A 22,185-nucleotide genomic window follows, 5' to 3' on the forward strand; every position below is an offset into this window, starting at 1 on the left:
CGCGCACCTGACGCATGATCGTTGGCTGTACATAGAGAACGGGTACTCACCCGGTACGGATGAAACCGGCATGCCGGCGCGATTGGTCCAAGACTCCATCCATGCATGGCTAATCGCCACGTATCCAACCCATTACGTTCCGACGCTCGCGATCATGCAGACCTATAGCGACGGCTCGCCCGGTGATATCGATGCAGTCAGCAAAGGGCTGTGGCCAACCTCGCAAACATCGGACGGACTGCACCCGAGCACAACCACGCCACCAAACGGTCAAACGCATCTCTCGCAGATCATCGCAGACGCGATCACCTCGGCTGGCTGGTAGGAAAGCCAAATCACTATAGTTTTCGCGGTTCCCTGCCTGACATTGCCACCATGCGCTATGTCTGGAAAGGTGATGGATTTTACGACTCAGCAGGGGGCGCTGTGAAATATCCTAAGCCTCGGCATCAACTATCTTAACTGTGATCCACTCCGGCAAATGAGGGTCGGGAACATAATCCGAGAGGGCGAGTCCTTCCGTGAAAGGGCGCCCGTGTTGGAGATTGCCCCGCATGATGCGCGTATTTTCCCAACGGTCGGGAAGTGCGCAGTGCCCGGTCCTGAACTTGAATTCACCCATCTGAAATCTCCTTAAATCCCGGAGAAGACTAGCAGAATCCCGCCTCGAATAGAAGCGGAAACGGCCATTTGCGGCCATCAGCCTCCTGCCATCAACAGCAAGGATTACCCTCCACATGTCTGACTTGATCAACGCTGGCGCAGAGCCGGCGGATACACTCTCGCTGCGCGATACCCTGGCCGCCGAGTGGGAGAAGCAATCCGCTCCCGAGACAGCGCCAATCGAAGCACCTGCCCAACAGGAAACCGAAGCGGAGGCCGCAGAGCGCATCCGTGATGAGAAGGGACGCTTTGCCGCCAAGCCGCCCGAAGTCTCTGAGACGGCGCCAAAAGACCCGGCAGAGGTCAAAGCATCTGAGATCGATCGCAACGCAGGGTGGTTATGATCCTGCCGCAGAAGCGCTTTTCGGGCGGTTTACGACGCCACTTTCAAGCGGCTTATGTTTTCGCGGCGCTCGATAGCACCATCGCCTCGCTCTTAAAGCGGGACTGGAAATGGCGCGGTACGTATTTCGAGATGGCACCTTTGTGGACCGGCAAACGGGCGCTCCGATGGAGAAGCCATTCGCCGGCCAGATCACCATGCCGAACGTCATTTCAGACATTCCGGAATACCGCTCGCCAGTCGACGGCGCATTGATCGGCTCGCGCTCTCAGCGGCGCGACGATCTGAAGAAACACAATTGCGTCGAGTACGAGCCCAGCCTTTCCCCCACCAAGGGCAAATTTCGCAATCCCGACTTCTGCCAGAAGCGGGGTCTCCAGGTGTCAGAGGAATTTCGATGAACGCTCAACTTGCTGCCGTGGCTGAAGCCGCACCGGTAATCGTCGATGCCGGCGTGATCAATGACAATGACGCCGCCGGCGATTCGGCGCTTGAGGCCATTTGGAACAAGAACGAGCGCGACAACGGCGCCGAACGCGACAACGGCAAGTTTGTCAGCTCTGATCGAGCGACCGCAGCTGATACAGCATCGCCGAAAGGCGGCGAAGGCGGGGAACCGGCCGGCGATGGTCTGACGCCTGGCGCTGGTTCGGTTCCCCTGCCGGAGAACTGGAAAGGCATCCAGGGCGCCGACGCCGTGAAGGGTGCTTGGGAAAAGACGCCGGCTGAAGTCAGGGCGTTCGTTGCCCAGCGCGAACAGGAATTGCAGGGCCGCTTGTCCGATCACGGCCGGCAGCTTTCGACCGTCAAGCCAATTCAGGAAGTCATCGATCGGCACGCCCACTATTTCGACCCGCAGAAGGGCCGCAAGCTGGCTGACGGGTCGGTGGTGACCCCCGCGAAGGCCATTGATTTCCTGTTCAACGCCCAGGCCAACCTTGACCGGGCACCAGTCGAATCCATCATGTCGATTATCGACAGTTATGGCGTGCGCGACAAAATCGCAGCAGCCTTTGGCCAAACCGTCCAGCAGGGCGAAACCGAATTGCGGCAAGAGATTGCCGGGTTGAAGACGTTGCTTGCATCGGTCGGAAACCCCGCAAATATCGATGACCGCATAAGCCAGAAGCTTCAGGAGCGGATCGAACAGCAATCGGCCGCCGACGAGTTGACCCGCTTGTCAGCTGACAAGCCGCTCTACTCTGAAATTCCTGAAGTCGACATGGTTGAAGCAATCCACAAGGCGCGAAGGAAGCTTGGCGATGCCGCCTCGAAAGAGGCCGTGTTCGGTCTGGCTTACGACATGGCCGTGAACGCCGATCCCGATCTTAGGGCCAAAGCAGCCGCTGGAAAGCCAGCCGCTACCAATGGCGCCGCTAAGGTCGAAGGCGCTCGTCGGGCCGCCGCCGTGAATATCCCCTCAACAGCATCGGGCAAGGGTCGGGCTCTCACCGAAGACGAAGAGCTGGCCGCTGTCTATGAGCGCAATCAAAAAGGATAAATCCGATGGCTGGTCCGTCGACCACCTTCACTGAAATGGTGTCCACCACGCTTCGCAACAGCGCGAACGAGGTGGCGGACAACGTTTCGAAGAACAATGCCTTCCTCAACCGGCTGAAGAAGAAGAACAAGATCCGCAATCTCGACGGCGGCACCGAAATTCAGGTGCAGCTCGAATACGCGGAAAACAACACCTACCAGCGTTATGCCGGTCTCGACACGCTGAACACCAACGGCTCGGATGTCGTCACGTCCGCGAAATTCGACTGGGCGCAGGTCGCACTGCATGTCGTTTCCAGCGGCAAGGAACTTCGCCAGAACAGCGGCAAGTTCGCGATGATCAACCTCGTGAAGACCAAGAAGGGCAACGCGCTGAAGACCGCCGCGAACAACTTCTCTGTCGACCTCTATTCGGATGGCTCGCTGTCTAACCAGATCGGCGGTCTCGCCAACATTCTCCAGACCAACGGTCAGGGGACGGTCGGCGGCATCGATTCCGCAACCTGGACGTTCTGGCGCAACAAGTTCCTGGAGGCCACCGGCACCAACCTTGCCGCAACGCCTTCGGCAACTAACGCCGCGTCGCTCAAGGCCGACATGAACAAGCTCTGGCTTGCTTTGACGCGCGGCGCCGACAAGCCGGACATCATCACCTTCAGCCATGACTTCTATTCGCTGTATGAGCTCGGTGAGCAGCAGCTTCAGCGGTACATGGACGCCGACATGGCCCAGTCGGGCTTCATCGGCCTGAAGTACAAAAGCTCCGACGTGCTTTTCGACGACAACACGAATTTCACGACCACGGCCGAGAAGGGCTACTTCCTCAACACGGATTACATCTACGTCGACCAGCACAAGGAAGCGCAGTGGACGCAGGACGACGAGAAGAAGCCCGTCAACCAGGACGCCGTTGTCATCCCCTTCTACTGGATGGGCAACCTCGTCACGTCGAACCGGTCGCTTCAGGGCGTCCTTTTCGACGCGGCATAAGGAGCGAAAATCATGACCTCTTTTGTTGGCGCCAACATTACCAAGACCTACACCGCGGCTGATCTCACGGGCGCGGAAAGCGGCAAGGCACCCCGCCTCGGTGACACTTACGAATCGTATGACGGCAAGGTCTATCGCTTCGTCAAATACAACTCCGGTGCCGGCGCAATCGCCGCCGTCGCCAATAACGTGGTTGGTTTCTATGCACCGGGCGGCGTCTCTGCCGGCCAGTCGAACGAAGTGACCTCGGACGTGTCCGACACCGCCGCAAACGGTGCCGGCGTTCTAGCCGCTGCCCCTGGCACCGGCGAATATGGCTGGATACAGGTCAAGGGTGTGGCAACGCTCAATACCGCGCTGGTTTCCGGCGCGGATGGCAACGCGCTCATCCTATCGGCCACCACGGACGGCACTTTGAAAGTGGCCGCCGCTGTGACCGATACGGTTTGCGCTTACGCAATCGATGCTTCGGCGAAGATTGTCATGTGCGCCTTCCCCTACTGATCCGGCTGCGGGCGGGGCTTCGGCTCCGCCCGCCATCCCAATCATCATCTATAAGGGTGCTCCGGCGCCCGCCACGTTTCAGGAGCAATGCACATGTCCGAAAACCAAGCCCCGATGATCCGCGTGATGGGGTTCAAGACGAGCTATGAAATGCTGCCGGTCAAAGGCGATCCGGTAAACGAGCGTTGCGATCTGAAGGGCTACAAGCTCGACGCCAGCGGACGCCGCATCCTGGAGCGGCAGGCGGAGGACTGGGTTACCTACTCGCCGTCGCACTCGCCGATGAACACCAAGACGACCGAACGCGTTCGCCTGATGCTTCCCGACCCGTCGAAGATGGGCGAGGACCAGGACGGCGAAAAGCTGAAGTTTATGACGGCGCGCTGGATGCAGATCGAGCCGGCCTATGACGCGTTCAAGAAGGGGCAGGATATCCCGGTCAACGGCATGGCTCTTGCGGCGTGGCCCGGCGTTTCGCCCGAGCAGGCCGAAGTGCTTCGTCAAGCCGGCATCCGCACGGTGGAAGAAGTCCGCGACCTTCAGGAAGGCCAGATGGACAAGGTTCGCCTGCCGAACATGCGTGAAATGCGCAAGCAGGCAAAGCTCTTCCTCGAAAACACCGACGCGGCAAAGGCATCCGAGCGCGAAGCCCAGAAGGACGCCATCATTGAACAGATGGCGGAGCGCCTGGCTGCGATGGAAGCCTTGCTTGAAGAGCGCACCCAGCCGGCCAAGGGCAAGAGCGCGGCGCGGGACGCCGCCTGATGTCCATTCTCGATGTGGTGAAGGGTGCAGCGACGGTACTCGGCATGGATGTGCCGACGCTGGTCTATGGCAACACCAATCGAGAAATGGTGGAAATGCAGGAACTCGCCAATATCATGGCGTCGGAAATCGTAGACGCCTACGACTGGCAAAAGCTGCTGGTGCTGAAAACCTTCACGGGAAACGGCACCACGGCCGATTTCGATCTCCCGGACGACTACGAGCGGATGCAGCAAACATCGTCGCTCTGGTCGTCCCGCTGGCTTTGGGCAACAAGCCATCTGACCAGCCCGGACCAATGGATTGAGCTTCAGGTGACGCCGATCGCCACGGTGAACGGCTACTGGATTATCTTCGGCGATCAGTTTCACCAATGGCCGGTCATGGCCACCAGCGAGACGGTTAAATTCTTCTACGTCTCAAACCAGATCGTCAGCGCCAGCAACGGTTCGCTGAAGACGATGTTCACCGAGGACGCTGACACGTTCAGGCTTTCCGAACGGCTGCTGAAGCTGGCGATCATCTACCGGTGGAAGCAGAACAAAGGCCTTGCCTATCAGCAGGCGCTCGACGATTTCGAAACGCTGAAGCTTCGATTGATCGACAAGGATCCGGGTTCGAAGCCGGTCGTTTCGGGCCAGCCGCCCCTTAGCTGGCGCGGTCGCAATGTCGCTTGGCCTGGGACAGTCACAGGTGCCCCATGAGGCTCGGCGAGCGTTTCCCAGGCCGTCGCAAGGCTGTTCCCGTTCCTGCGGCTGCTAAGGCCCAGCCGTACACTTTTGGCGCGCCTGTCGCTGGCTGGGTCACCAACCAGAGCCTTGTAAAGTCCAAGCCGTTTTCCGCCCAGCGGCTTGAAAATTTCATTCCGACTTCGACCGGGATCATTATGCGCGGCGGCTCTGTGAAGCGCGCAACTATCGGTAGCGCGCCGGTCGAAAGTTTCATCACCTACAATGCAGGCGGCACAAAGAAGATTTGGGCTTGCGACGAAACCACCATTCGCGATGTCACGTCGCCGGCATCGCCGACCGTGGCGCCCGCTGCATCGGTCTCGGGCCAAACCTCCGGCTACTATTCCTATGTCAATTTCACCACGTCCGGAGGTTCGTTCGTGGTGGCCGTCAATGGAACCGATTTCCTCCAGCTCTACAGCACGACGTTTGACTGGTCGGCCGTCAATGGCCTGGCCACGTACCGGCTGAACTTCGACACCCAGACCGTCAATTACGTGACGGGCCAGACAATCACGGGCGGCACTAGCGGCGCGACCGCGACCGTGGTCAAGTCGATCGACAACGGCACAACCGGCTCGCTCTACATCCAGAGCATCACCGGGACGTTCCAGGACAACGAGACGATTACCGGCGGGATTGCCGGCTCTGCACAAGCGGACATCCCTGCCGGCGTAGTCCAAATCTCCGCCGCGATTACAGGCGTGGCGACTTCGGCCCTGTCGCATGTTTGGCTCTATCGAAACCGCCTTTTCTTTATTGAGGGCGGCACGATGCGCGCTCGTTACCTCGGTATTGATAGCGTGACCGGCGCCTTGGGCTCGCTGAACCTGTCGGGCATTTTCCAGCGCGGCGGCTCGCTGCTCTTCGGCGCAACATGGTCCCTCGATGCTGGCGATGGCATCGACGACAAATGCGTGTTCGTGACCACGGAAGGCGAGGCAGCAATCTTCGAAGGTTCGAACCCCGCCGGCGCGACGCAAGCTGAATGGAACTTGGTCGGTCGCTACGACCTGACGGACCCGATGGGCAAGCGCGCGACGATGCGAGCCGGCGGCGATCTGATCGTAGCGACCAAAGAAGGCCTGGTGCCCATTTCGGCCGCGATCAACAAGGACGCGGCTGCGCTGTCTCTTGCGGCTGTCTCGCGCAACATCGAACCTGACTGGAAACGTGAGGCCTCGCGCCGGCTTTCCCTGCCTTGGGAAATTATCAAATGGCCGGATATGAATTACGCAATCGTCTCGCTGCCGGTCACGGCGGACGGACAGGAATCGTGGGCGTTCGTCGTCAATCTCGAAACCGGGGCTTGGTGCAAGTTCGTCGGCTGGGCAACGCGGTGCCTCGAATTGCACGACAGCCGGCTCTATTTCGGCACAAATGACGGGCTAGTTCTCGAGGGCGAAATCAGTGGCAACGACAACGGCCTGCCGATCTACCATACGTATGTCGGCAATCCTGATCACATGAAGTCGCTGGGCGGCCTGAAGACCGTCCATCAGGCGCGGCCGACCTTTCTTAGCGCCACTCCCTACAACCCGAAAATCTCTTTTTCGGTCAACTACTCTGTCGATCTGCCACCGGCCCCCACCGCGGCGGATGGTGGCACTGCGGACCTTTGGGATTCGGGCCTTTGGGATGTTGCGAAGTGGGACCAAGCCCAGCCGACAGGCTCGGTCGGCGGCGGGCAATGGATATCGATCGGCAAGACCGGACACGTGATGCAGCCGCAACTGCAAATCACCAGCTATCTCAACCAGCGGCCGGTTACAGAATTCGTGCAGCTCGATGTCACCTTTGAAACGGGAGGCGTCGTTGTCTGAATACGCCATCACCATCGAGAATTTCAACGACGCATGGCCCGAGCTGGAGCCTATGTGCCGCACTCACTACGGCGAAATGCAGGCTCGCATGGCCGCCGAAGGGATGACGATCGGCGAATTCAAACCGCGTCTGAACGTCTACGGCGGCGCCGGGCATTTGCTCTGTTTTCTCGTCAGGACCGGCGAGGGCGAGGCAGTCGGCTACGCCTTTATCTGGATCACTCAGGACATGCACAACTCTGAACTGATTGCCCAGGAGGACACGATTTATATGCGGCCGGACCATCGAAATGGCATCGGACGCCGGTTCACCAAGCACATTCTGGCCGAACTCAAAGCGCGCGGCTGCGTCAGGGCGCACGTGACAATCGCCACCGACCTACGCGTTGCCAAGATGTGCGAGCGGGTGGGCTTCAAGCGGTCGGCAATCGCCATGACCTATTTTCTTTAGGAGACCTGACCATGTGTGCCCCAGACGCGCCCGAACCGCCGGACCCGAAAGAAACTTCTGCAGCGTCGACCGCAACGAATGTCGGCACCGCGATTGCGAATGCAAACCTCGGAAACGTGAACCAAGTCACGCCCGATGGCTCGCTTACCTATTCGCAGACCGGCACCTACAAATGGAACGACCCTTACACCGGCAAGTCCTATGATATCCCGACCTACACCGCCACTCAGGCGTTGTCGGGTACAGGTCAGGCGATCAAGGACCAGACCGACCAGGCCAAGCTTAATCTGGGTGAACTCGCCGCGGGTCAGTCGTCATTTCTGAAGGACTGGCTCGCCAAGCCGGTCGACCTGTCCAACGGTGCGACCGAAGCCCGGTTGATGGATCTCGGCATGAAGCGCCTTCAGCCGGCGCTCGATGCGCGTCGGCAGGCGAACGAGGCCGACCTGATCAATCGCGGCATCCGCCCCGGTTCGGACAACTATGCCCAGGCGCAGAACATCCAGAACCAAGGCGAGAACGACGCTTACAATTCGTTGATGCTGTCCGGTCGTGGACAGGCGGTGCAGGAGGCCTTGGCGCAGAACTCGGCGCCGATCAATAATTTGACGGCGTTGCTGTCGGGCTCACAGGTCAGCCAGCCGAATTTCATCAATGCGAACATGCCGACCATCCCGACGACAGACACGGCGGGGCTGATCAACACGAACTATCAGCAGCAACTCGCGGCATCCCAGGCCAACAACCAGAACATCATGGGCGGTCTGTTCGGTCTAGGCGGCTCGCTGCTCCAAGGGGCTGGCGCTGCTGGCGGTTTCGGCGCGATGTTCTCTGATCGTCGGCTGAAAAAGAAAATCCGGGCGATCGGCACTTACGCCAACGGTCTGACGAAATACGTCTTCGAGTATCTGTGGGGCGATGACCAACATGTTGGCGTCATGTCCGACGAGGTGCGCGCGGTCCGGCCCTATGCCGTCACGACCATCAACGGTTTTGATGCCGTCGACTATGGAAAGGCCCTGGCATGAGCACCCAACCCTCGTTCATCTTTGGCGGCGATACCGGCGAAACTGCAGAAACCTTGGCTCGCAGGCGGGCCATTGCTGATGCTCTCCTTGGGCAGAGTATCGGCACCCCCAAAACGATCGGAGACGGCCTTGCCGCGCTCGGGAAGGGCTTTGCCGGCTATATGGCTGGCAAAGCCCTCCACAAGCAAGAACTTGACTGGCGCAAGGGCGGAGATAGCGTCTTTTCGGCACTATTCCACAATTCGGGAGAGACTGGCGCCGCGGCCCCGTCGAGTGCGGTAGCGGCTGCGCTTGCTGGATCGGGCGGCGCTGCCGGCCCGGCGACCGACTTGTCGGGCAACGACATCTATTCCAGCTTCATGGACACGGTGAAGAGCAAGATCACCAACCCGAACGGGCTCGCAGCCGTGGCATCCACCGGAAAGGCAGAAAGCGGATTTTCGCCGAAGAATTCATTCGGCTCCTGGTCCGACCCGAGCGAAAGCGGCGAGGCCGGCACCGCTGGCGGCATCATGTCTTGGCGCGGCCCACGCTTCGAAGCCATGCGGGCATTTGCAGCGAAAAACGGCGGCGACGCCAACAATCCTTCGCCGCAGCTTCAGGCGCAGTTTTTCCTTCAGGAAGACCCCGGCCTGATCGATCGGCTGAATTCGGCGAAATCTCCGGCCGAAGCGCAGCAGATGATGAACAACGCATGGCGGTTCGCTGGCTACGATAGACCGGGCGGGGAGGCGGCGCGCCGTATCGCCCAGGCCAATTCGTTCGCTTCCCAGTTTACCGGTTCCCCGGCGGACCCGGTAAAGGTCGCGAGCCTTGACCCTTCTGCGGGGATGGCAACACCAGCTCCAGGCGGGGCCGTGGCGGCGGCACTCGCTGGCGCTCGGCCTGCGGCCACCCAGCCACAGAGCCCAGCACAGGCCCTTACCGGCGCTCCGCCCGCGCCACCGCCCGTCCAGTCGCCGCGCGCGGCCGACGGTGGGGGCGCCCCCATGCTTGGTGCCAAACCCGTCAACACTGGAACGGCACCCACCGGTCAAAGTGGCCAGGTTCAGGTCGCGGGCGGTGGTCCGACCGTTGATCAGCTCTTGAAGGCCGCGACAGATCCCCGGTTGAGTGCGGAACAGCGCAGCGTCGTCGGCATGTTGCTGAAACAGAGGATGGCCGCCTCTGATCCGGCTACCCAACTGGAGATGGAAAAGAACCGCCTCGATATGGAGAAAACCCGCATCGAGACGGAGCGGCTGCGCAATCCACAGATGACGCCGGCTGAAAAGGCGCGGCTCGATTTCGATGAGCGCAAGCTTCAATCGGATCAAAACAAGCTGATCGAAGTCGGCGGCTCCCTGGTCGATCCGAACACGCATCAGGCCGTCTACACCGGCCAGCAGACCGATTGGGAGAAGCTGGACGACGGCACGCTGTACAATAAGCGCACTGGTGAAACGAAGGCGGTCGCGACCGCAACGGGCGGCGGCAAAATGTTCAACGGTAATTCGGTTGATGCGCAAGCGCTCAACTGGCTTGTCGACAACAACAAGGTGACGCGCGAGCAAGCCGCCCAGATCGCCGCGGGAAAGACCATTACCGGCCCCAACGGTGAAATGATGTTCCTGACGCCAGCCGGCATTGTCGCACAGATGCCCGGACAGGCTCCGCAGGCTATCACGCCGCCCGCCGCCACTTCGCCCGCCCCGGCTCCGGCTCCCACGCCAGCGCCAGCAGCGCCGCCTATGCAGACGCCTCCGGCTGCTGCCCCGGCTCCGGCAGCGCCGACAAGCCCGCGCGCGGACAATTCGTCGAATGGTCGGCCGGGCATCATACCCCTGACCGACCCCAAAGCGGTCAAACCGACAGAGGCACAGCGCAATCGAAAAGCGTCGGTTGATCAGGCATTTGACGCTATCAACGGCGAGCTAGACCGCTTCACCGAACTGGTTGGGAAGACCGGCATTGAGGCGATCCCCGGCAAGGGCAAGGACAATCTGAACACTGTGCGGCAGGGTATCATGCTGCAACTGAAAGAGCTGTTCAACCTTGGCGTTCTCAATGGTCCCGACCTCGGGCTTATGGAAAAGATGATTTATGATCCGGTCATTGACCCCCTGAAAGAAGGTGGCTTGGCCAATCTGCCGGGGCAGCTTTATTCGGCGGCCACAGGTGATGCCAAAGACCGGACAATGAACAGCGTTGCCGAGTTGAAGCGGATGCTGGAAGGCATCAAGGCTTCGGTCGGGAAATCGATCATTCCGTCCGATAGCACGTCCCCGGGCGGCGCGGCCGATCTGAAACAAAAATATGGGCTGGACTGATGACCGATCTTGCGCGCATCAAAAGCAATGTCGCTAAAATGGTCGGCCAAGACGCGCCGGCTGAAGACATTGACCGCTACATCTCCAGCGAGGGAGTGACGCTGGATGACGTACGCAACTTCAAGCTGGGCGATGGAACAGCCTCGGCTGACGCTCGAGCTAAGGCCGGCATTGCCCAGGCGCAAGAGATGGAGAAGCTTTCGCCGACAGAGCGCGCAGAACACGCCGGCATCGACCCCGAGACCATGCAGCCGCAGGGCGTCCCGGCCTTCGCGCCGAAAACTGGGCTTGTCGATAAAGTCGGCGCTTTCTCAACAGGCGGCCTCCAAGGCGTCCCGATCGTAGGCCCCTACCTCGATAAGGCCTCCAGCGCCGCCGCCGCTGCCATGGCAATGCCGTTTACGGGAAAATCGTTCGACGAGCTTTACGACCAAGGAAACCAGTACAGCGAAGCCGTTCGACGCGACAACCCCCACACGGCGACCGCTGGCGGCGTCACAGGGGCAGTTGCCGGAACCCTGCCGGCTATGGTGGCGGCGCCGCAAGCCTTCGGCATTGGTGCGGCATCAGTGCCGGCCAGATACGGTCTCAGCGCGCTTTCGGGTGCGGCCATCAATGGAGCAGATTCTGCCGTACGGTCTGGTGGAGATGTCCGGGAGACAGTGAAGGGTGGCCTGCTCGGCGGGGGGCTTGGCTTGGCCGCACCGTTCGTTGCCCCGCTGATCGGCAAGGGAGTAAAGGCCGTTGCCGACAACTTGCACCTTAGTGCCGTAGCGCGCGCTCTTGGGCTCGACAAAAGTGCTACAAGGATCTTGGCCGATGCCGCGCGACAGGATGCAGTGGACCCGGCGGCGCTCGCCCGGCTCGGCAACGACGGCATGTTGATGGATCTCGGTCCGAACCTTCGCCAAATGGCCGGCGGCATCGCGGCCACGCCTGGCGAAGGCAAGGCCATCGTTCGCGGCGCTATCGGCGCGCGTGACGCTGATGCCAATTGGCGAATCCGCTCTGCTTTGAATGAGACGCTTGGCGAGGCTCCCACGCCGTCACGCATCATCGATCGAGCCAACCGAAACCAGCAGTATTTGCAGCCGGAATATCGCGAAGCTCTGCGAGATGCGGCACCGGTCGATACATTGCCGATCGCGCGGTACCTCGAAACTGAAGCCCAGACATTGCGAGGCGAGCCTCAGCGCGCGGTCCAGCGCGTCCGCGCAATGCTGGACCATCAGCCCACGCCGGCCGAAATTGCCCAGGCTCGAGCAAATGGCCAGCCGCCTCCCGGCACCTCGCTGGTCACAGACGCTAGCGAGCTGCTGAACACCCGGCACGCCATAGACGACATGCTGGAGACGACCCAGGGAACGAACGCCGTCAACGCCCTGACCACGGCGCGGCAGGCTGTTGACGACGAGCTACGGGCATCGGTTCCCGGCATCAAGGAAGTCGACGCGAAATATGCTGAGTTGGCGCGGCAGAAGGATGCGGTTCAGCGTGGCCAGACGGTGCTTTCAAGCGGCCGGGAAGCGCCCCGCCCCGATGAACTCGCGGCCGAAGTGCGACAGGGCGCTTTGCCGCAAGGCTTGCAAATCGGCCCATCCGCCGTGCCGCTTCGATTGCGTGAAGGCGCTCGGGCCGAGATAGAGCGCATCGTCGGCACCAAGGCCAATGATCGCGTGGCGTTGCAAGAAATCATCAAAGGCGAAGGCGATTGGAACCGCGCGCGCTTGTCGACCCTATGGGGAAAGGAAAAAACCGATAAGGTTCTTGATTTGCTCGATCGTGAACGGCTGTTTGCCGACACGTCGACCATCGTCACTCGCAATTCAGAAAGCGCTGCGCGTATAGCCGCTCAGGACGCCATCACGGGCGAGACGAGCCGGGGTTTCGGCGTTCCTGAAGGCTTCATTGCCGGCGGGGTTCGGGGTGCCGCTCGCGCGGCGGGTCTAAGGTCGGCCGAAAAAGTCATCAACGCTCTCCGCAACGGCGGCAACGATAAGACGATTTCTCAGATGGCCACCGCTTTGACCAGCGGCCAGCAGAGCCCCGTTCTTGCCGCACTGATGAAGGCCGGCCAGGGATCCAGGCTGCAACAGTCACAGGTCGATCGTGTTGCGCGGGCGCTCTTGCTCGGCGGCCCCACTACGGCCAACCGCCCTTGAATGTCGTTCCTTGCGGTCCTCGTAGAACCAGATCGACCACATCAAAGCCAAGCCGACCATTACTCCAACCATGAAGTCGGTCGACATGCGGCTTAGGAACCAGTCCAGCCCCTGATGCAGGACGGCCAATACCGCGATGGTGATCACTGCGGCAATGAGCTGAAGCACGGTGTTCCTGGACATGGGGCGGGAACATATGCCGAAATCGGCGCGATTGAAAGATGATCTCTCCCGATCTAACCGCGCTGACGATATGCGACAAAACCGAACAGGGCTGCGGCACCTTTATGTCTCTTGCTTCGCCGCTTCTCTTTGACCCGCGTCCGTTAGAACCAGAAACTCCACGCTCTGGGCGTCCTTAGGGTGCGGGGTGGTCTCCAGAAAGCCACGTGCTTGCAGGCGTTCTGTTGTATCGGGCCCGCAGTTTTTTATCTTACTCCAAAGGACCGGTACATTCGGGCCATAGGCGTTCAACTGCCGAAGTGCCTCAAGCTCCCGTTTGTTCAGCGGTAGCGTCGGTATCTCGGCCTTCCAGCGTGCATCAGCCTCTCCGACGAGGCGCCTGAAGTCGTCGTCATTCATCGTGCGGGGATTGTAACCAAGCTTCCTGTAGTAATCGCTGACTGCGTTGTCATAGGGCGGTTGCACCGTGGCGCGCTCGCGAGAAGAATCGAACATATGGTCTAGCCGCTCATCTACGCTTGGCGAAGCCGCAGATTGGGCGCTGCCTTCTGGAACCAGCCTAACGACGGCGCCATTGATTACCACCTCGGCGACAAAGCCCGCCTTCGAAACGCCCTTACAGATTGCGGTGATCTGGCGGGATGAAATGGCAAGGGCTCTAGTCATTCGTGTTTCTCCGCTGGAGGCGAGTGCGTCTTTGGATCTCAATCCCAATCATCTGCCATCGTCTCCTTGAAACTGTAGGATCGAACCCTGCTGCTCCTGGGACCATCTTTCCAGGCTGATATGTCTATATGCCCGTAGCGCCCCATAGCCAGCATCAGCATCACTAAGGGGAGGGCATCATCCGGCATTATAATGATTCCCTCGAAGCCCCCTTTCACGCGGTCCAGCCTGCCAACGTCCTGCAATTTGGCATTGCCAAGTCTTTTCTCCTCGCGAAAGTGGGCCCCTTCGTAAACGCGGATTTCCGCAGTCAGGCCGGCTTTGACAGACTTGCCGCTATCCTTGGCCAATTTCCCTTTGAGCCGGAGCCCCCGAAGTTCTGCCAGCGGGTCCGGCCCCTCCATCCAGGCCGCACCGAGAGAATAGTCCCACTCCCACCTTTCGATGGTGATGTGCAGCCAAAAGTCGGCCTCTCTGAGCTTGCGCAGTTTGAACGGGCGGTCCGGCATAGTCTGAGCGCTTCGATGACACTACACTGGCCAACTTTGCGCAAATGTGTAGCCGCGCGCAAGCTTCGCCCGCCGCAATGCGCGTGCCTGGCGATTATGGCGCTTGGCCGACATGCGGGCGCGGGGAGTGTTCGCGGTCACGGCTTGGCCTTCAACCTTACGCCGGCGCCGTTGCCATTGGCGTCGATGAAGACCACGCCGGCATCCTCGAATGTCCTCCGCAATACATCGAGTGTCGCATGATGCGGCTCTGACCGGCCTGCCTCGAAATTGCGGATAGTCGCGTTCCCTATCTTCGACGCGTCTGCAAGCTCCTGCTGAGACCAGTTAAGAAGGGCGCGAGCGGCGCGGCATTGGGCTGAGTTCATCATGAAGGCACCTTATCACGTGGTAACGTTCTCCGCTAGTCCTAGCGAAAATCGCTTGCGTTAGCGTTAACAAGCGCATATCGTTATCCATAGCGATAATCGCTAACAAGGGAGTTAACCACATGCCGAACACCACTGTTCGGGCAGCCGCCGAAGGCATGCCCGAGATCAACCGCCGCCGCCTTCTGCTAGGCCTAGCGGCTGCTTCAACCGCTGCCGCAGCCGTAACGGTCGCGCCTGAAGCTCACAGCGGACAGCTCTCCGAAAACCCGGAACTGCTGCGCCTCGGAAACGAGTTCCCAGCCATCGCGAATGAATACCGCTCGGCGCTGGCCGCGCTGAATGCCATCGTCAACAAATGGTCGAAGGTCTGGCCGGTGGCGCCGGATGAAATCCTCGCGGCTCGGCAATTCGACGGCGCCGGAAACACGATGGAGCGGGACATTACCGGTCATGGCCTCTGTCATTCGACCGGGCGGGCGCGCTACATCTACTCATGCGAAAATCTGGATTGGGAACTGAAGCGCGCAAAGAGCATCTTGAAAGGGAAGACAATCGACAAGCGCGCGCTCGGCGGTCTGCCCAACCGTGCCGCCTGGGAAGATGAGCTTGACGTACTGGTTGCGCGATACACCGCCGCCGCCAAGTATGAGGCGGAAAAGGCGCGTGTTCTGGCAGCGTCGGGGCACGACGCCGCTGACCGGCGCAAGGCCGCAGCGGCGCAGGCTCTGATCGGCGCCATAGACGCCATCATGGCGCAACCCGAAACAACGATGGCCGGGGTGGTGATCAAGGCGCAAGCCTTGGCTGCCTGGAGCGCGGTGGAAAAATGGCAGCGGATACTCACGCCGCAAGCCGTTGGTTGGGGCTCAACGCTCTCGGCCTCGGTCCTGCGCTTGGCAGGGGAGGCGTGACGATGGCTGACGCCAAGGAAAAGATGACCTTCGGTGATCTGGAGCCGCTGATCTGCGACGCGGACAACATGCTCGACGTTCTCTTAAACCTGATGGACAGCACCGGCTTCACTTCTACCGATCAGAAAATCAGCGCCCGCGATCATGAGTTGATTTTGTTCGCTGCCAACGTGGCGGTGGATATGTCGACCAAGTTGAGGAATGCTTACTACGAAGTCGTTGGGAGCACGTCGTCATGAGCGCGCCTTCGGACGACCTCAACGACCTCCAGTCCGATATCGGAAACCTGCACCAGTTGCTTGAAGTTCTCTATGATCAGACCGGGGAGCAGGAGTTCCAGCGCAACGGCAAGCGGATCGCCTTGGCAGACCAAATCCACGCGCTAGCGATGATTGCCCGCGACCTCGCGGAGCGCGCGAACGAAGCGGTTGAGGCCTGCCATCTGAAAGTCCTGGCCGAAAGAAAGGAGGCGCAGAAATGAACGCGCCGACCCACAATCTGGCCAGCCTTTTCGAGGCCTACGATGCCGCTTATGCCGCGTGGTTGGCAGAACTCTACCGCGACATAGACCCGGCCAAAGAAGATGAGCTCGACACCGTATTTTCGGCGTTGCGGGATCAGATTTTCAAATACCGGCCGGCGTCGATCGAGGAACTCGCCGACAAGGCGGCTTTCCTTTCCACGCGATGGGATCAAGCGGAAGGGATGAACCGCAACCGCATTCGGCAACTGTTCATCAGCCTGGGTGCGCCGTTGACGGATTGACGGAAACCGGTTCCCGACAGAAGCCCGCTGCCTCACGGTGGCGGGCTTCATCGTTTGCGGAACAGGCAGCGAACACCTTGCTACCATTTTGCTACCCAACTCGGTAGCACGGTGAGTGACAGAGCGGGACGAAAAGCCAGGCAGGGCGCTGCAAGCCTTGGAAATCAGGGATTCGCCGGTATCTGTCGGGACGGCGCGGGATGGCTGAAACCGGATTTGAAGTCCGGACGCCCCACCGGGGACGATGCTCCTCCAGAAGCTTCCGCTGGCGCCGGCTCTGTATCGGCCGCTGAGCGAAACAGATCCCGTCGATACCTGTTGACGAGCCGCAGGTCGCCGCGTCGCAAAGTGACGCCATGCCTATCGAGAAATTCAAGGATCTGGATGGCAACCTTGCGCCCGCTGCCTGCACGATCGCGAAACTGGGCGGCGTTAAACCGCCCGCCCGGCTCGGCCGCCGTCAGGTCGTCGACGATTTCGACAATTCCGGCCAATGCCGGGCGCAGGAAGAAATGATCATGGGCGACTTCGTATACTTTCCCGATGCGGCCGGTAAGTTTCAGGATCCGGCGGATTTCCGTTTCCGGCTTAGCCAACATATCGGCTATATCGCGGACCCTCGGCGGATGATATCGCGTCGAGCCGCCGATGAGCCGCTCGATTTGCAGCCACAGCGTCTCGTCCTGCGGTGTCAGACGGACCTCATGGCCGGGCAGCCGCACCCAGGCGCCATCAAGGGCGAGCTTGCCGGCGCGCGCCAGCATTCGCAGAGCGGCTGCAAACATCGGCGCCGGAAGTCGTGGGTCAAGCTGAAGGCGCAATCTCTCCATGCCGATTCCCGGCAGATCCGGATTGTCCGCGTGAAAGGTCTTCAAGTTCGCGGCCAGGCCGAGCCTGAATTGCATCCAGCGTGCCGGCGAGAGAACGAACAGCGTTTTCCTGACGGGAATGCAGACCAATCCGAGGCTGTCGACCAGTCTCTGCGTCTCGTCGCTGCCGAGCGCCCGGTCGCGCGCGAATGAGCCAAGGTCAAGGTAATGGGGCGGCGTGTCGAGCAGTGCGGTGACAGCCGCCTCGGGATCCGGGACGGCATATGCTTCGATCTGGATAAGCCGTTCCGGCGTGCGGCGCTTCCGGCTCGGCGCCCGCAGATCGATCAGGCGTCCGCCGCCGATGGTCCGCTGCGCCGAGGTGTCGCGCACAACATAGGGGTCGCCCGCGGCAGCCGCGATCGGATTGTCCAGCACCAATTGAACCTTGGCGACGCCGCCGGGTCTGACCGGCTCGTCACTGAGAAGCACGATCCTTGCCCCAACCTCGGCCGCGGCGTGGTGGAGGCGTACCGGGAACCACTGGCCGATCGGCCTAGGCTCTCCTGGCAAGACGCGCAGCCTTGCGTCGATCCGGTCCGTCGGCGCGTGAAGTTCCGGGTCGAGTATGATGTCGCCGCGCCCGATCGCCTCCTTGCCGATGCCGTCACCAGCCAGGTTGAGCGCGCAACGGTCTCCTGCTCGCCCGCGCTCAGCCAGCCTGTTCTGGGCGTGGATCGAGCGAACACGCGCCGCCAGACCCGACGGGCTGACGACAAGGTGGTCGCCGACGCCGACTGATCCTGAAAGGACCGTGCCGGTCACGACAGTGCCGACGCCGTGCAGCGTGAAGCATCGGTCGACCGCCAACCTGAATCGTCCAGAGGTTGCGCGGCCGGCAAAGCGCGACGCCTCCTCAAACAAGAAATGCCGCAGATCGTCGATACCGTCACCGCTGACGGCCGAGGTGGGCATTATGTCTGCTTCGGCAAGTGCTGTATCGGCAAGCGCGGCACGGATGTCCGCTTGAACGGCGGCGCGCCGTGCGGGCGCGATCAGATCGGATTTGGCCAGCACGACCGCGCCGCGCCTGATTCCGAGCAGATCGATGATTGCCAGATGTTCGCGCGTCTGCGGCATGATCCCGTCGTCGGCGGCAATGACCAATAGCACGAAATCGATGCCACTGGCGCCGGCGAGCATCGTATGCACGAACCGTTCGTGCCCCGGAACATCGATGAAGCCGATGACGTCCCCGTTCGGTGCCGGCAGGTAGGCAAAGCCGAGATCGATGGTCATGCCCCGCGCCTTTTCCTCCTGCAGGCGGTCGGTGTCGACGCCGGTCAGCGCACGCACCAGCGCGGTCTTGCCATGGTCGACATGGCCCGCCGTGCCGACGATCATGATCCGTCCCCCGTCAATGATGCCGCGGCACGACTTTCGGCCTCGGCGGTCTCGTCAGGGGTGAGGCCGGCACGCGCGGCCGGGAGATACCGCTCGGCGAGCGCGCTGCCTGCTGCGTTCGCGCGCAGAAGCCAGGCATATGCCTCGACCGCGTCGGCCTCGACACCCGCTGCCAAGTGACAGGCGGCGCCGAGCATGGCCTGCCCGTCCGCATCCCCGCGCACGGCAGCCCGACGCCACCAGCGGACTGCCTCGGCGGGATCGCGCGGCACACCGAGCGCATTGTGATGGATCATGCCGAGCCGTGTCATGGCCGACGCTATTCCCTGCTCGGCTGCGGCAGTCGCCCAGCGCCGTGCCTCTGCTGGGTCGGGATCGACCACCTCGCCTTCGAGCAGCATCCAGCTCAGCATGTCCTGCGCCGGTCCGTCGCCTTGCTCCGCGGCTGCTCGGTAGAGCTCGGCTGCGCGGCCGTAGTCCTGCGCGACGCCCTCGCCACGGAAATAGAGCGACGCCAGGTTCCGCCGCCCGACGGCATCGCCGGCCTCGGCCGAAAGCGCCAGCCAGCGGAAGGCGAGGTCGCAGTCCCGCTCGACGCCAAGCCCTTCTGCGAAGCAGGCGCCGATATTGTTCTGCGCACGCGCGACCCCAGCATGGGCGAGCGGCTCCCATAGGCTCAAGGCGACCGCATAATCGCCGCGCCTGGCCGCTTCCAAGGCCTTTGCCAGGCGTTCGGCCACCGGCACGTCAGCCGGCCGGGGCACGTCAGCCGGCCGGGGCACGTCAGCCGGCCGGGGCACGTCGGCCGGCCGGCGCGCGAGGCTCTCAAACCAGCGCATCGGCTCCTCCAGGATCGAAGCCGGCGAGGTTTGCACAGAACCCCGCTTCGTCTTCGAGGCAGCGCAGATCGAACACAAGCGCCCGGCCCTCGATGCGCCCGATCACGGGAACGCGCAGCCCGCGCAATGCCGCTGCAAGCGCTCCCAGCGACTTCCCGCCGCCGGACTTTACCCGCACAACAAGACCGGCGCTGGGTATCGTCTCAAGCGGCAGGGCACCCGAACCGACCTGACTGCGGCATTCCACAGTCTCCACCACGAATGCCTCACCCAGCGCATTGGCAACCATGGGGGCAAGGCGCTCCGCCTGGGTTGCGATCTCGGCCGAGGGGCGCGTCAGCAATCTCAGCGTCGGCAGTCTCTCCGCCAGGCGATCAGGGTCGCGATAGAGCTTCAACGTCGCCTCCAGCGCGGCGAGCCGAAGCTTGTCGACGCGGAGCGCCCGCTTCATCGGATTGCGGCTGATCGCGGCCAGCAGAGCCTTGCTGCCGACGATGAAGCCCGCCTGGGGCCCGCCGAGCAGCTTGTCGCCGGAAAAGGTGACCAGATCCGCGCCGTCGGCAATCGCCTCGCGCACGGTTGGTTCATGCTTGAGGCCATAGGCAGCAAGATCGAAAAGCGTGCCGGAGCCGAGGTCGTGGACCAGGGGCACGCCCTGCGCCTTGGCAATGGAAGCCAGTTCGCGCGCGCGCACCTCAGCCGTGAACCCCTCGACCCGGTAGTTCGAGGTGTGCACCTTGAGGACCAGCCCGGTCTCCCGGCCGATCGCCGCGACATAGTCCTTCGGATGCGTGCGGTTGGTGGTTCCGACCTCGACCACCTTGGCGCCGGCGCGGGCCATAATCTCGGGCATCCTGAACGAGCCGCCGATCTCGATCAATTCGCCGCGCGAGACGATCGCCTCGCGGCCGAGCGCCAGCGTGTTGAGGACAAGAAGGACAGCGGCCGCATTGTTGTTGACCACAGTTGCGTCTTCCGCTCCTGTCAGTTCGCAAACGAGCGAACGCAGATGATCATCCCGCTCGCCGCGTTTGCCTGTCTCGAGGTCGAACTCGAGAGCGACCGCTTCGCACATTGCAGAGCGCACCGCCTCAACCGCCTCCTCAGCCAGCGACGCCCGGCCGAGATTGGTGTGCAGCACCGTGCCGGTCAGGTTGAAAACCGGTCGCAGGGAAGGGCGCTCTGCTACCTTGAGTTGTTCAACCGCGTCGGCGGCGACGTCGCCGGGCTGCGGCACTGCTGCTCCGCCGAGACAGGCCTCCCGCGCTGCGGCAAGTGCCGCGCGGACAGCCGCCGTCGCGACTTGCCGGCCGAAGCGCTGGATCGCCGTGGATCCGAGCGGCGTCTTCAATATCTGATCGACCGATGGAAGATCACGCAGGCGACGTGCAGGCAAAGCGGTCATCGCGTCCTCAGTATCCGACAAGGAATGGGTTGAACGACCCGCGACGGTAGCCGCTCTCGCGGACGAGCAGGTCCAAGCCGAGTGTCGCCACGTCATCGGCAACCGGATCGAGGTTCGGATCCTTGTGCTGATGCAGGATTTTCACATAGCAGCCGCATGAATCGCAGGTCTCGGCCTTTACAGTGCCGGGTCCGCCTTCGACTTCCACATAGCCTATTCCCTTGGTCGAGCCGCACAGGGTGCATTTGATGCGCACATAATTCCAGAGCGTCCCGCAGAGCGAGCATGCACAGAACCTTGCCCCGTGGGAGCCATGCCAACCGACGATCATCGAGGACACCGGCGGCCCGCCGCAGACGGGGCATGCGCCGTCACCTACCGGGACCAGCGTGGAGGCGTCGAGGCAAGCGGCAAGGCGCGCGAAATGAAGCTGCAGCGCCGCCGCGACATAAACATGCTCGGCCAATGCGTCAGCCGCGATTGCATCGGCGAGCACGTTGCGCACCATGGCATCGCGCTCTGCAGGCGCGGCCAGCTTCAGTCGGTCGAGCGCGTTTGCCGCGGCCCGAGGCTTCTCGATGGCCGAAGCCGCCAGCACCAGGCGGTCGAGCGTCTCGAAGAACGCCCCGGAGGCGAACCTGTCACGATCGAGCGGAGGCATTCCGAAAGCATGCGCCCGTTCACGCACCTCCGTTTCCGGCAGATCCGGGTCGGACAGGCCGTCCTGTATGCCGTGCTGGACATCGGCAAGAGCAGCGAGAAAGCGGAGATAAGGACCGAGTTCATCGATTTCGGCCAGCGCATTCAACCGCTGCGCGCGTCGAAAGAAAAGACGCGTCGGATCAGGCAGACGGACGTAAGGCGGCGCCGAGACTTCACCGATGGCGGTGGGATCGATATCCGACGGAACGATCTGCTTTGGCATACTCACCTCACGAACCACACGGGCCACGTGGTTGGCTGACTAAGCGCGTCGCGTCTGAGGGGATTCAGGCGACGCGCTTGAGTTTTTTTATGCATGTCGTTGTCCCAAATCGCTGCGCACTTTTGGGCG

The 22,185-nt window shown here is 61.7% G+C and carries 26 protein-coding genes; 17 read left to right on the plus strand and 9 right to left on the minus strand.

Annotated elements, in window-relative coordinates:
- The coding region (locus CIT26_RS36450) for a hypothetical protein (protein ID WP_167391321.1) at nt 1-325 on the plus strand (325 nt) is incomplete at its 5' end.
- Between the two features lie 111 nt (nt 326-436).
- On the opposite strand, the gene CIT26_RS07885 is transcribed toward CIT26_RS36450, so the two are convergent.
- Nucleotides 437-622, minus strand: coding sequence for a hypothetical protein (locus CIT26_RS07885; RefSeq protein WP_095492063.1), 186 nt, complete (start codon nt 620-622; stop codon nt 437-439).
- Nucleotides 623-737: 115 nt separating this feature from the next.
- Between CIT26_RS07885 and CIT26_RS07890 the strand changes: the two genes are divergently transcribed.
- From CIT26_RS07890 to CIT26_RS07945, 12 genes are all read left to right on the plus strand, one after another.
- On the plus strand, nt 738-1,007 hold the full coding sequence (locus tag CIT26_RS07890) for a hypothetical protein (RefSeq protein WP_095492064.1): 270 nt from the start codon (nt 738-740) through the stop codon (nt 1,005-1,007).
- 166 nt (nt 1,008-1,173) lie between these two features.
- Entirely contained in the window at nt 1,174-1,407 is a 234-nt protein-coding gene (locus tag CIT26_RS07895) for a hypothetical protein (protein ID WP_245319245.1), read from the plus strand.
- Nucleotides 1,408-1,424: 17 nt separating this feature from the next.
- A complete protein-coding gene (locus CIT26_RS07900; RefSeq protein WP_167391322.1) occupies nt 1,425-2,507 on the plus strand; it encodes a hypothetical protein in 1,083 nt (360 codons plus the stop codon).
- A 5-nt stretch (nt 2,508-2,512) separates the two neighbouring features.
- The gene (locus tag CIT26_RS07905) at nt 2,513-3,496 is read left to right on the plus strand and encodes a phage major capsid protein (RefSeq protein ID WP_095492067.1); all 984 of its coding nucleotides are present in this window, start codon (nt 2,513-2,515) and stop codon (nt 3,494-3,496) included.
- Between the two features lie 12 nt (nt 3,497-3,508).
- Nucleotides 3,509-4,000 carry a hypothetical protein gene (locus CIT26_RS07910; RefSeq protein WP_095492068.1) on the plus strand — a complete coding sequence of 164 codons (492 nt, stop codon included), beginning with the start codon at nt 3,509-3,511 and terminating at the stop codon, nt 3,998-4,000.
- A gap of 93 nt (nt 4,001-4,093) precedes the next feature.
- Nucleotides 4,094-4,765, plus strand: coding sequence for a hypothetical protein (locus tag CIT26_RS07915; protein WP_095492069.1), 672 nt, complete (start codon nt 4,094-4,096; stop codon nt 4,763-4,765).
- The gene (locus CIT26_RS07920; protein ID WP_095492070.1) at nt 4,765-5,469 is read left to right on the plus strand and encodes a phage adaptor protein; all 705 of its coding nucleotides are present in this window, start codon (nt 4,765-4,767) and stop codon (nt 5,467-5,469) included. The genes CIT26_RS07915 and CIT26_RS07920 overlap by 1 nt, the downstream gene beginning before the upstream one ends.
- Nucleotides 5,466-7,319, plus strand: coding sequence for a hypothetical protein (locus CIT26_RS07925; protein WP_095492071.1), 1,854 nt, complete (start codon nt 5,466-5,468; stop codon nt 7,317-7,319). Before CIT26_RS07920 ends, CIT26_RS07925 begins: the two co-directional genes overlap by 4 nt.
- On the plus strand, nt 7,294-7,770 hold the full coding sequence (locus CIT26_RS07930; protein ID WP_167391323.1) for a GNAT family N-acetyltransferase: 477 nt from the start codon (nt 7,294-7,296) through the stop codon (nt 7,768-7,770). The genes CIT26_RS07925 and CIT26_RS07930 overlap by 26 nt, the downstream gene beginning before the upstream one ends.
- An 11-nt stretch (nt 7,771-7,781) precedes the next feature.
- Entirely contained in the window at nt 7,782-8,798 is a 1,017-nt protein-coding gene (locus CIT26_RS07935; protein WP_095492073.1) for a tail fiber domain-containing protein, read from the plus strand.
- The gene (locus tag CIT26_RS37025; RefSeq protein ID WP_206072735.1) at nt 8,795-11,107 is read left to right on the plus strand and encodes a phage tail tip lysozyme; all 2,313 of its coding nucleotides are present in this window, start codon (nt 8,795-8,797) and stop codon (nt 11,105-11,107) included. The genes CIT26_RS07935 and CIT26_RS37025 overlap by 4 nt, the downstream gene beginning before the upstream one ends.
- A 911-nt stretch (nt 11,108-12,018) precedes the next feature.
- On the plus strand, nt 12,019-13,269 hold the full coding sequence (locus CIT26_RS07945) for a hypothetical protein (protein ID WP_206072736.1): 1,251 nt from the start codon (nt 12,019-12,021) through the stop codon (nt 13,267-13,269).
- On the opposite strand, the gene CIT26_RS35700 is transcribed toward CIT26_RS07945, so the two are convergent.
- The 4 genes from CIT26_RS35700 to CIT26_RS07960 all read right to left on the minus strand — a co-directional run bounded on the left by CIT26_RS35700 (nt 13,204) and on the right by CIT26_RS07960 (nt 14,998).
- The gene (locus CIT26_RS35700; RefSeq protein ID WP_143747802.1) at nt 13,204-13,452 is read right to left on the minus strand and encodes a hypothetical protein; all 249 of its coding nucleotides are present in this window, start codon (nt 13,450-13,452) and stop codon (nt 13,204-13,206) included. The genes CIT26_RS07945 and CIT26_RS35700 overlap by 66 nt on opposite strands.
- Before the next feature lie 102 nt (nt 13,453-13,554).
- Nucleotides 13,555-14,118: a hypothetical protein gene (locus tag CIT26_RS07950; RefSeq protein WP_095492074.1), complete on the minus strand. Its 564-nt coding sequence runs from the start codon at nt 14,116-14,118 to the stop codon at nt 13,555-13,557.
- Between the two features lie 38 nt (nt 14,119-14,156).
- A complete protein-coding gene (locus CIT26_RS07955; protein ID WP_095492075.1) occupies nt 14,157-14,627 on the minus strand; it encodes a hypothetical protein in 471 nt (156 codons plus the stop codon).
- 137 nt (nt 14,628-14,764) lie between these two features.
- A complete protein-coding gene (locus CIT26_RS07960) occupies nt 14,765-14,998 on the minus strand; it encodes a helix-turn-helix domain-containing protein (protein ID WP_167391325.1) in 234 nt (77 codons plus the stop codon).
- Nucleotides 14,999-15,117: 119 nt separating this feature from the next.
- Here CIT26_RS07960 and CIT26_RS07965 point away from each other — a divergent pair, with 119 nt between their 5' ends.
- The 4 genes from CIT26_RS07965 to CIT26_RS07980 are packed head-to-tail and all read left to right on the plus strand — an operon-like array spanning nt 15,118 to nt 16,674.
- Complete coding sequence (locus CIT26_RS07965; protein ID WP_095492076.1) at nt 15,118-15,909, plus strand: hypothetical protein; 792 nt, start codon at nt 15,118-15,120, stop codon at nt 15,907-15,909.
- Nucleotides 15,910-15,911: 2 nt separating this feature from the next.
- On the plus strand, nt 15,912-16,148 hold the full coding sequence (locus CIT26_RS07970; RefSeq protein WP_095492077.1) for a hypothetical protein: 237 nt from the start codon (nt 15,912-15,914) through the stop codon (nt 16,146-16,148).
- Nucleotides 16,145-16,390 carry a hypothetical protein gene (locus tag CIT26_RS07975; protein ID WP_095492078.1) on the plus strand — a complete coding sequence of 82 codons (246 nt, stop codon included), beginning with the start codon at nt 16,145-16,147 and terminating at the stop codon, nt 16,388-16,390. The genes CIT26_RS07970 and CIT26_RS07975 overlap by 4 nt, the downstream gene beginning before the upstream one ends.
- A complete protein-coding gene (locus CIT26_RS07980; protein WP_095492079.1) occupies nt 16,387-16,674 on the plus strand; it encodes a hypothetical protein in 288 nt (95 codons plus the stop codon). Before CIT26_RS07975 ends, CIT26_RS07980 begins: the two co-directional genes overlap by 4 nt.
- A gap of 164 nt (nt 16,675-16,838) precedes the next feature.
- Here the strand turns inward: CIT26_RS07980 and selB are convergent, their stop codons facing one another.
- From selB to fdhE, 4 genes are read right to left on the minus strand one after another with little or no spacing between them, the layout of a single operon-like run.
- Complete coding sequence (gene selB / locus CIT26_RS07985; protein WP_095492080.1) at nt 16,839-18,887, minus strand: selenocysteine-specific translation elongation factor; 2,049 nt, start codon at nt 18,885-18,887, stop codon at nt 16,839-16,841.
- Nucleotides 18,884-19,726 (minus strand): tetratricopeptide repeat protein, encoded by an 843-nt coding sequence (locus tag CIT26_RS07990; RefSeq protein ID WP_095492081.1) that lies wholly within the window; start codon nt 19,724-19,726, stop codon nt 18,884-18,886. Before CIT26_RS07990 ends, selB begins: the two co-directional genes overlap by 4 nt.
- Complete coding sequence (gene selA, locus CIT26_RS07995) at nt 19,713-21,131, minus strand: L-seryl-tRNA(Sec) selenium transferase (RefSeq protein ID WP_095492082.1); 1,419 nt, start codon at nt 21,129-21,131, stop codon at nt 19,713-19,715. Before selA ends, CIT26_RS07990 begins: the two co-directional genes overlap by 14 nt.
- Nucleotides 21,132-21,138: 7 nt before the next feature.
- Nucleotides 21,139-22,056, minus strand: coding sequence for a formate dehydrogenase accessory protein FdhE (gene fdhE, locus CIT26_RS08000; protein WP_095492083.1), 918 nt, complete (start codon nt 22,054-22,056; stop codon nt 21,139-21,141).
- Nucleotides 22,057-22,185 lie beyond the last annotated feature (129 nt).

The sequence above is a fragment of the Mesorhizobium temperatum genome, from assembly GCF_002284575.1.
In the GTDB taxonomy this organism is placed as follows: Bacteria; Pseudomonadota; Alphaproteobacteria; order Rhizobiales; family Rhizobiaceae; genus Mesorhizobium; species Mesorhizobium temperatum.